This is a genomic window from Rhodococcus sp. BP-241, assembly GCF_019836145.1.
Taxonomy (GTDB): domain Bacteria; phylum Actinomycetota; class Actinomycetes; order Mycobacteriales; family Mycobacteriaceae; genus Rhodococcoides.
The window spans coordinates 1-14,548 of the sequence record NZ_JABUEI010000001.1 but is presented as its reverse complement, the minus strand read 5'-3'; the positions used below and the strand labels follow the sequence as shown (position 1 = coordinate 14,548).

Genomic DNA, 14,548 nt, shown 5'->3' with positions numbered 1-14,548 from the left:
ACCTATTCGTCTGTGGTGTCGGTGCCGAACTCGGTGGTCGAGTTCGACTCGGTGTTCTCTCGTCGACGCTCGGCACGCAGGACCCGCGGATCGGAGTCCATGCTGTCGCTGATGTCGTCGATCATGTCCACGCCCGGAAGCAGCGGAGCAAGTTCGGGGAGGTCGGACAGTGACGCCAACCCCAACCGTTCGAGGAACATTTCCGTGGTGACGTACTGCGTCGCCGCAGAGTCCGGGTCGGGACCCGCCTCGGCGATGAGACCTCTCGCGAGGAGAGTGCGCATCACGCCGTCCACGTTCACTCCGCGCACAGCACTGACTCGTGCGCGGGTAACCGGTTGACGATAGGCGATCACAGCGAGGGTTTCCAGTGCCGCTCGGGTGAGCTTGGACCGCGCACCGTCGAGGAGCAGCCGTTCGACATAGGGCGCGTACTCGGTGCGGGTGTAGAAACGCCACCCGTCGCCGGCGAACCGCAGGTCGATGCCACTGCCGCGGGCGGTGAGGTCGGCGGCCATGGCGGTCAGCGCCTGCCGGATGCGCGTTTCGTCACAGTCCAGGGCGGAGGCGAGCTGCGGGACGGATGCCGGGGTGTCGACGACGAGCAGCACCGACTCGAGCGCCGCGCGCACCTCGGCGTCCGACAGGGCGTCGGGAGCGTCCTCGCTCGCTGTCATCCGTAGTCCTCCATCCTCGAGACGTCCATCCGGTCGATGTCGGCAGCGTCGTCGTCGCCGGTCCAGGTGACCGCGAGATCGCCCATCGCCTCGGGTTGGTCGAACGCGACGACCTTCTCGCGATACAGCTCGAGCAGCGCGAGGAACCGTGCGACCACCTCGACGGTGACCTCGCAGTCGCGGACCAGGTCGGCGAACGTCGCCCACTCACCCACTCCGCGGTCGCGCAGCATCGCCAGGATCGCCCGCGCGTGTTCCGGGACCGACACCGCCGACGCGTGGAGATGGCCGAGACCGACCGTCGGCACCTCGCGCGGGGTGAACGCCGCCGCGGCGATCTCGGCGAAGCGGCGCGGATCCACACCGAGCAACACCTCCGGCAGCAGCGACGCGAACGAGTCCTCGAGCGAGACCGATCGCGGATAGCGCCGCAGCGCGGCGTTCTCCAGTTCGCCGAACAACTGCGCCACCTGTTTGTAGGCCCGGTACTGCAGCAGCCGGGCGAACAGCAGGTCCCGCACCTCGAGCAGTGCCAGGTCCTCGGCGTCGTCCACCTCGCCCGACGGCAGGAGGCGGGCGGCCTTGAGGTCCAGCAGGGTCGCCGCGACCACCAGGAACTCGGTGGTCTGGTCGAGACCCATCTCCGCGCCCATCGCGCGGGTGTACGCGATGAAGTCGTCGGTGACAGTGTGCAGTGCGACCTCGGTGACGTCGAGTCGGTGCTGCCCGATCAGGGTCAGCAACAGGTCGAAAGGGCCTTCGAAGTTGGTGAGCCGCACCTGGAATCCGGTGGGCGTCGGCGCGTCCCCGACCGCCGTGTCCGTCACGACCGTCCCGTCGGTCAAGACTGGGGTGCGGTGTCCCGGTGGATGACCTCGCGGGCCAACGACCGGTACGCGTCGGCACCCGCGGACTTCGGCGCCCACGTGGTGATCGGCTCGCCGGCGACGCTCGTCTCCGGGAAACGCACGGTGCGCGTGATGACGGTGTCGAAGACGACGTCACCGAACACCTCGACCACGCGATTCATGACCTCTCGCGAGTGCAGCGTGCGGGCGTCGAACATCGTGACCACGATGCCCTCGAGCTTCAGCCGCGGATTGAGACGATCGCGCACCTTGTCGACAGTGTCGTTGAGCAATGCGAGTCCGCGCAGACTGAAGTACTCGCACTCCATCGGGATGAGCACGGAATCGGCGCACGCGAGGGCATTGACCGTCAACAGGCCGAGCGACGGCTGGCAGTCGATGAGGACGTAGTCGTAGCGATCGAGAATCGGGTGCAGCACGCGTCCCAGCGTCTGCTCGCGGCCGACCTCGGTGACCAGTTGGATCTCGGCCGCGGAGAGATCGATGTTGCTGGGCAGCAGGTCCATCCCGTCCACCCGCGTACGCATGAGGACGTCGTCGATCGCGACCCGCGGCTCCACCAGCAGGTTGTGCACCGTGAGGTCCAACTCGTGGTGTGGCACACCGAGACCCGCGGAGAGCGCGCCCTGCGGATCGAGGTCGACCAGCAGGACCCTACGTCCGTACTCGGCCAGCGACGCACCCAGATTGATGGTCGACGTGGTCTTGCCGACGCCGCCCTTCTGGTTGCACATCGCGATGACCGTCGCCGGTCCGTGCGAGGACAGCGGCTGCGGATCCGGGATGTCGCGGTACGGGCGGCCCGTCGGCCCCATGCCCGACGGGTGGGCCAGCGTGGGATGTTCCGGTTCGGGCTGACGAGTGCGGAACAGTGCTCCGTCGTCGTGCGCCGCTGACACCACCGGACCTCCATCCTCACCTCGTGCTGCAGTTCCCCTGAACGCTACCGCGTGTCGGGTGCAGCTTCGTGCGGACACGCTACCGTGCGCGCGGATGCGCCTCGGCCCACACTTCGCGCAACGTCGTGACGGTGACCAGTGTGTAGATCTGCGTGGTGGTCACCGAGGCGTGACCCAGAAGTTCCTGCACCACACGTACGTCCGCGCCGCCGTCGAGCAGGTGGGTCGCGAAGGAGTGCCGCAACGTGTGCGGGGACACGCTGGCTCCGATCCCGGCGCGCTCCGCCGCGGTCTGGAGGACCTGCCAGGCGCTCTGGCGTGACAACCGGCCGCCTCGCACGTTCAGCAGCAGGGCGGGCGTGCCCTGCGACACCAGTGCGGGTCGACCACGGACGAGGTACGCGTCGACGGCGTCGAGTGCGGGACGACCGATGGGCACGATGCGCTCCTTGCCACCCTTGCCGTGCAGGACCACGGACCGCGAGTCGGAGTCGATGTCGTCGACGTCGAGACCCACGGCCTCGGAGATGCGCGCACCGGTGGAGTAGAGGAGCTCGAGCAGCGCCCGGTCGCGAAGACCGCGCGGGGTGTCCGCGGCCTCCCCGGCGACGGCATCGAGGAGCGCGAACACCTGCTCGACGGAGAGCGACTTCGGGAGCCGGCGGCCCGGCGCCGGCGGTTTGACCCCGGCAGCGACGTCGACGTCGACGATGCCCTCGGCCAGCGCGAAGCGGTGGACTCCGCGAACCGCGATGACCGTACGCGCGGCGCTGCTCGCCGCGAGCGGCGGGAACAGCTCGTTGCCGGACCGGAGGGCCGTCACGAACTCCGCGACGTCCACCTCGGTGACGTCGCGGAGACTGTTCCGGTCGAGTTCACCCAGATGGCTGGCGTAGCGCGAGAGGTCGCGGCGGTACGAGGTGATGGTGTTGCGAGCTGACCCGCGCTCGACGGCGAGGTGATCGAGATAGGTCGCGATCACCTCGCCCGGCGAGTCAGCTGCCATGCGCGCCCTTGCGCTTCTCGAACGCGGTGGGTCGATCACGCCAGGGTGCATCGCTCGGCCGCAACGGAACCGAGCGTGACCGCACCGCCGCCAGCGCCAGGATTCCCGCCACCGCCGACGCGTTCACGATCTCGCCGCTGAACACCCGCGACACCGCCTCGTCCACCGGGACGCGGACGAGCTCGATGTCGGCTTCCTCGTCGTGTGCCTCCGGTCGATCGACCTCGGTCACCTCGTCGGCCAGGTAGATCCGCACGGTCTCGTCCGTGAACCCGGGTGACGCCGCCACGTCGACCAGCAACGACAGGGACGCCGCGGCGAGCCCCGTCTCCTCGGTCAGCTCACGCTTCGCGGCCTCGACGGGGTCCTCCCCCGGCTCGTCCAACAGACCCGCGGGAAGCTCGAGCAGGCGACGCCCCAGAGGGTGCCGGTACTGGCTGATCAGCACGATGCGCTCGTCGTCGTCCAGCGCGACGACGGCGACCGCACCGTGATGTTCGACGACCTCACGTTCGGCCCGACGACCGCCGGGCATCGTCACCTGATCGAGCCGGAGCGCGAGAATCGCACCCTGGTACTCGACGGACGACTCGAGGATCTCGAACTCGTGACGATCGGCCATGGTCAGGCCTTCGTCGCGGCGGGTTCGGCCGGCTGCGCCGTGTCGGACTCGTCGCCGTGGACGTCGACGGGCAGCCGCTCCTCGGACTTGTACGAGAGCGCAGCGGAGATCAGCGACGCGAAGAGCGGGTGCGGCCGCGTCGGCCGGCTCTTGAGTTCGGGATGCGCCTGCGTGCCGACGAAGAACGGATGCGCGCTCCGCGGCAGTTCGACGAACTCGACCAGGTGGCCGTCCGGGGACGTGCCGCTGAACTGCAGTCCACTCTCCGCGATGCGGTCGCGGTAGCTGTTGTTGACCTCGTAGCGATGGCGGTGACGCTCGGAGACGGACTCGCTGCCGTAGGCCTGCGACACCACCGACCCCTTGGTGAGCGTGGCGGGGTAGGCCCCGAGGCGCATCGTGCCGCCCAGGTCCGCCTCGCCGGCGACCGCCTGCTCCTGGTCCGCCATCGTCGAGATGACCGGCTGTGTCGTCTCGGGCTCGAACTCGGCCGAGTTCGCATCGGTGAGACCGACGGACCGCGCCGCCTCGATGACCATGCACTGCAGACCCAGGCAGAGCCCGAGCGTCGGGATCTTGTGCGTCCGGGCGTGGGTGATCGCGCCGAGCTTGCCCTCGATACCGCGGATGCCGAAGCCGCCGGGAATCACCACGGCGTCGATGTCGGCGAGCGCCAGCTTGGCGCCGGCCGCGGTGTCGCAGTCGTCGGACTGCACCCACACGAGTTCGACCTTCGCGCGGTTGGCGAAACCGCCGGCCCGCAGCGCCTCGGTCACCGACAGGTAGGCGTCGGGCAGATCGACGTACTTGCCGACCAGGGCGACGCGCACCGTCTCACGAGGCTGGTGCACTCGCTCGAGGAGGGTTCCCCACACGGTCCAGTCGACGTCCCGGAACGGCAGTCCGAGCTGCCGCACGACGTACGCGTCGAGACCCTCGCCGTGCAGCACGCGCGGGATGTCGTAGATGGAGGGCGCGTCGGGTGTGGAGATGCACCCGTCGACGTCCACGTCGCACATGAGCGCGATCTTCGCCTTGAGAGCCTGCGGCACGTCGCGGTCTGATCGCAGGATCAGCGCGTCGGGCTGAATACCGATGCTGCGCAACGCCGCCACCGAGTGCTGCGTCGGCTTGGTCTTGAGCTCACCCGAGGGCGCGAGGAACGGAACGAGCGAGACGTGGAGGAAGAAGACGTTCTCCCGGCCGACGTCGTGGCGGACCTGACGCGCCGCTTCGAGGAAGGGCTGCGACTCGATGTCGCCGACGGTGCCACCGATCTCGGTGATGACGACGTCGGGCTCCTGGCCCTGCAGATCCGGTCCGCGCATCGCGAGGATGCGGGCCTTGATCTCGTCGGTGATGTGCGGGATGACCTGGACGGTGTCGCCGAGGTACTCGCCGCGACGCTCCTTGGCGATCACCGTGGAGTACACCTGGCCGGTGGTCACGTTGGCGTATCCGGAGAGATCCCGATCGAGGAACCGCTCGTAGTGGCCGACGTCGAGGTCGGTCTCCGCGCCGTCCTCGGTGACGAAGACCTCGCCGTGCTGGAACGGGTTCATCGTTCCGGGATCGACGTTGAGGTAGGGATCGAGCTTCTGCATCGTGACGCGAAGGCCACGTGAGGTGAGAAGCTGACCGAGGCTCGAGGCCGTGAGCCCCTTGCCGAGCGACGACGCGACGCCGCCGCTGACGAAGATGTGCTTGATGTCGGCCCGCGTGTGAATGCGTGACTGCAAAGAGACTCCCGTGACGGTGCGACCCGATGGTGACAGCGAGCGAATCGCTCAACATCGAGTGGTTCGGAACCTGGCCGACCCACGGGACTTCACGGTAACACCTTCACGCGAGTTCGGTCGACACCACGCGGGCGACGACGGCTGGAGTACCTAACTCGGGGTCGCCCCGACCGTCACGGCCGTCGCGGCAGGACCCGTTCCGTACCGACCCGTACCACCGGCGAGCTGCTCACCGAGTGCCAAGGCGACGGTGATGCGCCCCGACGTGCGATCGACGTCGTCGACGGTGCTGGTCCCGGCTGCGAGGGCGGAATCCGACCGCACCACCGCGATGGGACCGCTGCCCTCGGCCGAACCGGCACGGCCCGCGAGCACGGTTCCGGCTCCGCGTCCGTCCAGAGCGCCGGCGAAGCGAGCCACGATCGCGCCGCGGTTGCCGTCCTCACCCGAGTCGGCGGCCTGTCCGGAGACCACCACCGCGAGCTGTGCCGGTGCCACGGCACCGTCGTCGTACGTGATGAAGCCGCCGCCGCGCAGGGTGTCGAGGGCCAGGCCCAGTTCCTCCGGCGTGCTCTGCGGTTGGGCGGTCTGTGCGTTCAGCAACAGCACCGTACCGAGCAGATCGCCGGCGAGGCTGCCCTGATCCACCGATCCCGTACGCAGTTGCGCGCCTGCGGGAACCACGTTGGTGAGGCGCGTGCGGAGATCGTCGCCGCTGGCGGCGGACACGAACGCCTCGGTGAGCCCCACTCGTCCGGTCACCGACCCGCCCGCGTCGGCGATGGTGCGCTGCACACCCTCCACGTCGGCGGGGTCTGCGTCGGGCGTGGTGACCAGCACGACGGTGCGGTCGGCCAGCGCTCCCGCGACCACCCGGGTCGCGACGGCCGCGTCGAAACCGTCGGCGGCGTTGAGTTGCTCACCGAGTGCGTTGTTCGCCGACTGCAGGTCGTTCACCTCGGTCTGCAGATCGTCCCGGTCGTCGCGCAGTCCGGACAGCACTCGACCGGACAGCAGGCCGGAGCCGAGGACGACTCCGACCGCGAGCGCCAGGAACACCGCGATCAACGAGATGGTGTGCTGACGAAGCGAAATCACTGAAGCAGCCCCTGCACCCACAGGGCGAAGCTGTTCCAGGTCTCGATCGCCCAGTCCAGAGTCGCACCGCTGCCGTTGGTCACGACGAGCGCCGCGATGACGGCGATGAGGGCTGCGAGGACGAGCAGCGCCACCGCGCCACCGGAGACCCGGCTGCGGTACAACGTCGCCATGGCCTTGGCGTCCACCAGTTTCGGACCGACCTTGAGTCGGGTCATGAACGTCGACGGTGTGTCCGCGCGCTTGCTGGCGTCGAAGAACTCGTCGAGCGACGCGGCACATCCGACCGTGACGATGAGTGAGGCGCCGTGGTGGTCGGCGAGCAGGAGCGCGAGGTCCGCCGGGGTGCCCGTGGCCGGGAACGTCATGGCTCCGATGCCCAGGTCCTGGATGCGCTCGAGGCCTTTGGCGTGGCCGTCGGAATCGGCGGGGAGCACCACCTCGGCGCCGGACTTCAGCGTGCGGCTGCTCACGTCGTCCGGGTCGCCGACGATCAGGTCCGGGCGATATCCCGCCTCCGACAGCGTGTCGGCGCCGGCGCCGACACCGATGAGGATCGGCGAGTACTCCTTGATGAACGGCTTGAGCGACTTGAGATCGGCCACGTGGTCGGTGCCCTCGGCGACGACCACGACGTGACGACCGTTCATGTCGACGTCCACCTCGGGCACTCCGACGCCGTCGATCAGCAGCGGCGACTCGGTGCGGATGAACTCGATCGTGTTGCCCGAGAACGCTTCCAGGTGATCGATCAGACCAGACTTGGCCTCGATCATGCGGTCGGAGATGTCGGCCTCGGACTGCTCGGTGCCGGTGGCGAGACGTCGCTCCCCGGCGTACACGTTGCCGTCGTGCAGGCGGATCTTCGAACCGTCCTTGACCTTCTTGAAGACGTCGGAGCCCACCTCGTCGATGAGCTCGATGCCGTTGGCGACGAGCACCTCCGGACCGAGATTGGGGTAGCGCCCCGAGATCGAGGCGGAGGCGTTGACCACGGCCGTCACGCCGGCCTGTACCAGCAGGTCGGCGGTGATCCGGTCGAGGTCGAGTTCGTCGAGAACGACGATGTCTCCGGGACCGACACGGCGCAGGAGCTTGGCCGTGGAGCGATCGACCCGAGCGATTCCCGTGACTCCGGGAAGTGAGTCATGACTACGCGAGAGCAGAGCCGGCATCTTCATGCACACGATGATGGACAACAACACGGCAGCATCGGCGGAGGCGCGCCGTAACAACTACCACATCATTCACATGAGTCACATCGGCACATGAGTCACACCAGCACATCGCTCTCAGGCGGTCGCGGACTCCCGTTCCGCCGTCGCGGTGCGCAACAGTTCCTCGGCATGTGCCCGGCCGGTCTCGGTGTCGTCGAGCCCGGCGAGCATGCGCGCGAGTTCCACGACACGCTCGGAATCCGTCAAAGTGCGCACACCACTGTTGGGGCCGCCACGTTTTCCGTCGGTCTTGTTCACCACCAGGTGCGTGTCGGCGAACGCCGCGACCTGCGGGAGGTGCGTCACGACGATGACCTGGTGCGTCCTGGCCAGGCGTGCCAGCCGCTTGCCGATCTCCACGGCGGCGCGACCACCCACGCCGGCATCGACCTCGTCGAAGACCATGGTCGCTCCGGCATCCGATCGCGCGAGGACCACCTCGAGCGCCAACATCACGCGGGAGAGCTCACCGCCGGACGCGCTCTTGTTGAGCGGCAGCGACTGCGCACCGCTGTGCGCGGACAGACGGAACTCGATCTCGTCGGTGCCGGTCGACCCGGCGTGCAGCGCGGTTCCGTCGACGGACAGCGCCGACCGATCGTCCGCACCCGCAGCGCGGGGGCGCACCTCGACGTCCAGCTTGGCCTTGCCCATTGCCAGGCCGGCGAGTTCGGCGCTGACCGCCTTGGACAGTTTCGCCGCAGCCTTCACCCGCGCGGCCGACAGCTTGCGTGCGACCTCGGCGGTCGCTGCACCGGTGGTGGAGACGCGCTCGGTCAGCGCTGCCACGGCGTCGGCGGAGACGTCCAGTCCCGTCAGGCGGGTTCGTGCGTCCTCCGCCCACGCGAGCACTCCGTCCACGTCGGCGGCGTACTTGCGAGTCAGACTCTTGAGCTCCGCTTGACGCGAGAGCAGCGTGTCCAGTGACTCCGGATCGGCGGGCAGATCCTCGAGGTACGAGGTGAGCTCGGCTCCGACGTCGGTCACCACCGCGATAGCCTCGGCGAGACGTGGGCCGACGGCCGAGAGAATCTCGTCGTCGGTCGAGGCGAGTCGATCGCGGGCCTCGCCCAACAGCGCCATGACGGACACGTCGCCGGGGTCGTCGCCACCGGTGAGCGCCGTGTGCGCGGCGGACGCCGCATCGCGGAGCGAGTCGAGATCGCTGAGCCGCCGGACGGTCGCCGCGATGTCGGTGTCCTCGTGCGGTGCCGGTGCGACCGCGTCGATCTCGTTCAGGGCGAACGTGAGCTGGTCCGCCTCGCGCGCGAGTTCGCGAGCCTTCTCCGTCCGCTCCCGCAGTTCGGTCACCGCAGCGACCCACTGCGAGCGGCGAGTGCGGTACGTCTCGAGCAGCGGCCCGATGGCGTCCGCAGCGAAGCGGTCCAGAGCGGCCAACTGCTGATCGCTGCGTTGCAGACGCAGTTGATCGTTCTGTCCGTGCACCGTGAGCAACGATCCCGTGAACTCCGACAGGACGCCTGCGGGCACACTGCGGCCGCCGAGATGAGCACGTGATCGGCCGTCGCTGCCGACCGTCCGGAGGGCGATGATGCTGTCGTCCTCGTCGCGCCGACCGCCGGTGGACTCGAGCAACTGCTCCACGTCGCCGCGGACCTGGTCGGTGACGTGGTCGGTGGTGAAACGACCCTCGACCACCGCGCGGTCGGCGCCGACACGGACACGCCCGGCGTCGGCGCGCGCGCCGGAGAGCAGATGCAGGCTGGTGACGACCATCGTCTTGCCGGCACCGGTCTCACCGGTGAGCACCGTCAGGCCCTCCGAGAACGACGCCGTCGCCTCGGCGATGACTCCCAGGCCGTCGATACGAATTTCGGACAACACGTCGGTTACGTCACCCTCCCCCGCCAGCCGGTGACCGGCAAGGCGAACTTGTGTACGAGTCGATCGGCGAACGGCGCGGAGTCGAGCCGGATCCACTTGATCGGCTCACATCCTCGCACCACCTCGACGCGAGCACCGGCGGGCAGGCGCAGGGTGCGCCTGCCGTCGCAGAAGACCACCGCGTCGTGTCCACCGTCGAAGGTCTCGATGGCGATGTGTGACTCGGGACTGGTCACCAGCGGCCGCGCGAACAGCGCGTGGGCGTTACTGGGGATGACGAGGATCGCCTCGAGCTCCGGCCACACGACCGGACCACCGGCCGAGAACGCATAGGCGGTGGACCCGGTGGGGGTCGACAGCAGAACACCGTCGCACCCGAACGAGGACACCGGACGGTCGTCCACCTCGAGCACCACCTCGAGCACCCCGAGCCGCGACCCGTTCTCGATACTGGCCTCGTTCAGCGCCCACCCACGTTCGATGATCTCGCCGTCGACGTGCACGGTGATGTCCAGCGTCATCCGCGGTTCGATGCGGTACTCGCGGCGCACCACGATGGCCAGGGTCTCCTCGAGATCGTCGGCCTCCGCCTCGGCGAGGAATCCGATGCGTCCCAGGTTCACGCCGAGCACCGGGATGGACGCCACCCGCGCGAGTTCCGCAGCGCGCAGGAAGGTTCCGTCGCCGCCGAGGACCAGGACGAGCTCGCAGCCCACCGCCGCCGACGGACCGAACTCCACGACGGAGACGTCGGACTGCGGTGTGGAGAGCGCGTCGATCCCCGACGTCGACTCCAACCGCGACGTGTCGTGCTCGTCGACGAGCACGCGCAGGGCGATCCCGTGATCGTGGAACACCTTCGCCGCGCGCAGAGCCGTCTGCTCGATGTCCGGGCGACCCGGATGCGCGACGAGCAGGATGGTGCGCTCGGGCACGGTCGACTCGCTCACTGAGGCCCCTTCTCCACGGCGTCGGACACCAGTTGCTTGACGGACGTCGACTGGGCTGTGCTCGGATCGTCGTCCGGACCCGGAACGGTGAGCCACAGGAAGTACTCGACGTTCCCGGACGGACCGGGCAGTGGGCTCGGCTCCACACCGGACGTGACCAGGCCCAGGTCGGCCGCGGCGCGCGCGACTCCGAGCACCGCGTCCGCGCGCAGGGCGGGATCGCGGACCACTCCCCCTGCACCGACGCGATCCTTGCCGACCTCGAACTGGGGCTTGACCATCGGGAGGATGCTGGCACCCGGACGGGCGCACGCGGCGAACGCCGGGAGTACGAGAGCCAACGAGATGAAGGACAGGTCGGCGACCACGAGGTCGACCGGCCCGCCGATGGCCTCGGCATCGATGCCGCGGACGTTCGTACGGTCGAGGACTCGCACCCGCTCGTCGGTCCGTAGCCGCCACACCAACTGTCCGTAGCCGACGTCGACCGCTACGACCTCGCGTGCACCCTTGGACAACAGCACGTCGGTGAACCCACCGGTGGACGCACCCGCGTCGAGACACCGCGCGCCCTCCACCGTGACACCGCGTGGCTCGAAGGCGGCGAGCGCGCCCAGCAGCTTGTGTGCACCTCGAGAGGCCCACGACACCTCGTCGGAGACCTCGGTGACCCGTAGCGCCGTGCCGGGCTCGACCGCGGTGGCGGGCTTCGTGGCCACGGTGCCGGCGATCAGCACTCGACCGTCCGAGATGAGTTCCGAGGCGTGATCCCGAGAGCGGGCCAGACCGCGGCGGACGAGTTCGGCGTCCACCCGAGCGCGACGTGCCATGTCAGTTCTTGTCCACGGACGCGAGCGCGTCGACGAGTACCTCGTGCGCGCGGTCGAGGATGCGGGCCTGCCGCGTCAGCGTGACCAGGCCGTGCGGGTCGTCCGTACCCTCGCCGAACGGCGCCGACGCCGCCACGTCAGCCTCGGCGACCAGCGCGTCGACAGCCGAGACGACGGCGTCGGGATCGACGGACGTGCCCTCGACATCGGAGTGCGACGGCAAGTGCTGACCGGGGCGGGGAACGGGCGTGCTCATCGCGGACAACGCTAGCCGATACCCCCGACGACGTCGGTCGGCGGTGGTGACCGTCAGAGTCAGGCGGTCCACCGCGCGACGACATCCGCAGCCGCACCGGACGCGCCCTCGACGGTGTCGAAGCCGCCGAGCGCCCAGACCGCAGGGAGAACTTCGCGCAGTGCCTCGATCCAGAGGTCGCCGTCGGCGTCGACGTCGCCCGTGGTCTCGACTCGCAGCACGGAACCGGACAGCGACACCGACCAGGTGTCGGAAGGCTCGGAGGGAACGAGAGACGCGGCCGGCTCCTCGAGCAGAGCCGACAGGGACGACGCGAGGTACGTGGGGCGCTCGTGCGGGACGGCAGTGAGCACGTCGTGCACGGTGCTCACTCCGGTGAGCACGAGGAGTGACGGCACACCCACCTCGTTGGCTCCCGCGATGTCCGTGTCCAGACGGTCACCCACCACCAGCGGCGTGGTCGACCCGCTGCGCTCGAGCGCGTCCTTCATGAGAGGTGCCTCGGGCTTGCCCGCCACGATCGGGGCGGCCCCCGTCGCCGCGGCGACCGCCGCGACCATGGCACCGTTTCCCGGCCCGAGACCGCGAGGCGTCGGCAGGCTGGTGTCGGCATTCGTGGCCACCCAGCGTGCGCCGGCACGGACCGCGTAGGTCGCCTCGGCGATGTTCGCCCACCCCGTCTCGGGGGAATGTCCCTGGACGACCGCGGCCGGAGTGGGGTCCGCTGTACGAACCGGCACCAGGCCGGCGGCGGACACCTCTGCCTCGAGGGCCTCGGTTCCGACGACCAGCACGGACGCACCTGCGGGCAGGAGACCAGCGAGAAGCCGCCCCGCCGCCTGGGAACTCGTCACCACCGACTCGTCGGGCGCACGGAAACCGAGATCGCGTAGGTGCTCGGCCACCTGAGCGGGAGACCGACTGGCGTTGTTGGTGACGTAGCAGAGCTGAGAGGAGCACTCGCGGAGAATGTCGACGGCACCGTCGATCGGATCGGGACCCCGGTACAGAGTCCCGTCGAGATCGAGCAGCAGGGCGTCGTGAGCGTCGGTCAGACGGGTCACTGACCGGTCAGTTCGTCGACTCGGTCCTCGGCGTCCGTCTCACCCTCGACGTCGGCGGCGGCGGCACGGAGGAACCACTGCACCCCGTCGTCCGCTCGACCGGCGGCCACGAGAGCGTCGGCGTAGGCGTAGTACAGCCGCGCTGCAGCCGACCCCGTGCGATCTCCCTCGAGATCCGGAGTCTGCAGCGTCACCACCGCCTGGTCGTACTGCCCCATGTCCATGCGGGCACCCGCGACGACGATGCGCAGTTCGGACGCATCGTCACCCGTCAGCTGGCGAGCCTCGTCGCTGCGTCCGAGCTCGATGGCGCGCTCCGGCCGACCGAGGCCCCGCTCACAATCAGCCATGACGGACAGCAGGCCTGGCCCACCGGCCATACGGCGGGCGGCGCGGAGCTCGGACAGAGCCTCCGCCCACTCCCCTGCGTGATACGCGGCGATGCCGGCCGTCTCTCGGACCACGGCGATGCGGCCGGCACGCTGCCGCGCCGCTCGCGCGTGCAGCAGTGCTGCGGCGGGATCGTCTCCGATCAGCTGACTGACCATGACCATGTGTCGTGCAACAGCTTCCGCGTTGCTCTTGTCAAGGCTCAACAGGTCTCGACGGACCCCGGGTTCGAGATCTTTCGCGTCGACGTCGTCCGGCAGATCGGGCTCGACCGGACGAGGAGCGCGAGAATCAGGGCCTCGCCCACCGCCGGCGCGCGGACCTGCGCTCCCTTCACCGCCGCGACGACGGGGAGGTGCACCCTGTCCTCGAGTGCGGTCGGGTGCCTGGCCCCTGCCGGAACCCTGCCGACGGTCGCCGGACGTCGATCGATCCCCGGAGCGCCCACGGTCGCCGGTGTGGCGACGTTCGTCCTGGCTCCCGGAACGGTCACCGGAGCGAGGGGCCGATGATCGGAACGACCCGCGTTCCCCCGCGCTGTCGCGGCGAGGTGCCCGGTTGTCGCGCGCGGGCGGCCGGCGGTCCGAATCGGACGTACGACCTTCCGATGACGGCTCTTCCGGCACGGTGGTTCCTTTCGATCGATCGGCGACCGAGCTCTCCCGCTCGTCACCGGTGGTGTCATCATGCCGCACTCACGATCGGAGTGCAGAAACACGAAAGGGGACCCATGTGAATGGGTCCCCTTTCGGAACGGATTGTTCGGCGGTGTCCTACTCTCCCACACCCTGTCGGGTGCAGTACCATCGGCGCTGGAGGGCTTAGCTTCCGGGTTCGGAATGGGTCCGGGCGTTTCCCCTCCGCTATGGCCACCGAAACTCTGTGAAACAACAGAGCACGAGGCACACACGTTTCCTGTCACCGGTGCTGCTGGTGATGGATCGGTGGTGCGGGTTTGGAGTTATCTGCTGACCAACTCGTGTGTTGTCTCAGATACTGCACAGTGGACGCGTAGCTTCTTTGTGGTAAGTCCTCGGCCTATTAGTACCAGTCACCTGCACCCATTGCTGGGCTTCCAGTTCTGGC

Annotated in this window: 14 protein-coding genes and 1 rRNA gene; all 15 read right to left on the bottom strand. The window is 68.9% G+C overall.

Annotation, left to right across the window (positions count from 1 at the left end):
- Positions 1-2: 2 nt before the first annotated feature.
- The gene (gene scpB / locus HQ308_RS00075; protein WP_051613243.1) at positions 3-677 is read right to left on the bottom strand and encodes an SMC-Scp complex subunit ScpB; all 675 of its coding nucleotides are present in this window, start codon (positions 675-677) and stop codon (positions 3-5) included.
- A complete protein-coding gene (locus HQ308_RS00070) occupies positions 674-1,504 on the bottom strand; it encodes a segregation/condensation protein A (protein ID WP_308115629.1) in 831 nt (276 codons plus the stop codon). The genes scpB and HQ308_RS00070 overlap by 4 nt, the downstream gene beginning before the upstream one ends.
- Positions 1,505-1,518: 14 nt before the next feature.
- Entirely contained in the window at positions 1,519-2,418 is a 900-nt protein-coding gene (locus tag HQ308_RS00065) for a ParA family protein (RefSeq protein WP_051613290.1), read from the bottom strand.
- A gap of 106 nt (positions 2,419-2,524) precedes the next feature.
- Positions 2,525-3,451, bottom strand: coding sequence for a site-specific tyrosine recombinase XerD (gene xerD, locus HQ308_RS00060; protein WP_222631321.1), 927 nt, complete (start codon positions 3,449-3,451; stop codon positions 2,525-2,527).
- On the bottom strand, positions 3,441-4,079 hold the full coding sequence (locus tag HQ308_RS00055) for an NUDIX hydrolase (protein WP_056444399.1): 639 nt from the start codon (positions 4,077-4,079) through the stop codon (positions 3,441-3,443). Before HQ308_RS00055 ends, xerD begins: the two co-directional genes overlap by 11 nt.
- Positions 4,076-5,812: a CTP synthase gene (locus HQ308_RS00050; protein ID WP_222632474.1), complete on the bottom strand. Its 1,737-nt coding sequence runs from the start codon at positions 5,810-5,812 to the stop codon at positions 4,076-4,078. Before HQ308_RS00050 ends, HQ308_RS00055 begins: the two co-directional genes overlap by 4 nt.
- Positions 5,813-5,962: 150 nt before the next feature.
- Positions 5,963-6,910 carry a copper transporter gene (locus tag HQ308_RS00045; protein ID WP_027505464.1) on the bottom strand — a complete coding sequence of 316 codons (948 nt, stop codon included), beginning with the start codon at positions 6,908-6,910 and terminating at the stop codon, positions 5,963-5,965.
- Entirely contained in the window at positions 6,907-8,091 is a 1,185-nt protein-coding gene (steA, locus tag HQ308_RS00040; RefSeq protein WP_027505465.1) for a putative cytokinetic ring protein SteA, read from the bottom strand. Before steA ends, HQ308_RS00045 begins: the two co-directional genes overlap by 4 nt.
- Positions 8,092-8,202: 111 nt before the next feature.
- Positions 8,203-9,972: a DNA repair protein RecN gene (gene recN, locus HQ308_RS00035; protein ID WP_027505466.1), complete on the bottom strand. Its 1,770-nt coding sequence runs from the start codon at positions 9,970-9,972 to the stop codon at positions 8,203-8,205.
- 5 nt (positions 9,973-9,977) lie between these two features.
- Positions 9,978-10,922: an NAD kinase gene (locus HQ308_RS00030; RefSeq protein WP_027505467.1), complete on the bottom strand. Its 945-nt coding sequence runs from the start codon at positions 10,920-10,922 to the stop codon at positions 9,978-9,980.
- Entirely contained in the window at positions 10,919-11,752 is an 834-nt protein-coding gene (locus HQ308_RS00025; RefSeq protein WP_222645164.1) for a TlyA family RNA methyltransferase, read from the bottom strand. The genes HQ308_RS00030 and HQ308_RS00025 overlap by 4 nt, the downstream gene beginning before the upstream one ends.
- Position 11,753: 1 nt before the next feature.
- A complete protein-coding gene (locus HQ308_RS00020) occupies positions 11,754-12,008 on the bottom strand; it encodes a hypothetical protein (RefSeq protein WP_222631329.1) in 255 nt (84 codons plus the stop codon).
- Positions 12,009-12,067: 59 nt separating this feature from the next.
- Complete coding sequence (locus HQ308_RS00015) at positions 12,068-13,072, bottom strand: HAD-IIA family hydrolase (RefSeq protein WP_222645163.1); 1,005 nt, start codon at positions 13,070-13,072, stop codon at positions 12,068-12,070.
- Positions 13,069-14,088 carry a hypothetical protein gene (locus tag HQ308_RS22845; protein ID WP_373425223.1) on the bottom strand — a complete coding sequence of 340 codons (1,020 nt, stop codon included), beginning with the start codon at positions 14,086-14,088 and terminating at the stop codon, positions 13,069-13,071. The genes HQ308_RS00015 and HQ308_RS22845 overlap by 4 nt, the downstream gene beginning before the upstream one ends.
- 134 nt (positions 14,089-14,222) lie before the next feature.
- Positions 14,223-14,339 (bottom strand): 5S ribosomal RNA (rrf, locus tag HQ308_RS00005).
- Positions 14,340-14,548 lie beyond the last annotated feature (209 nt).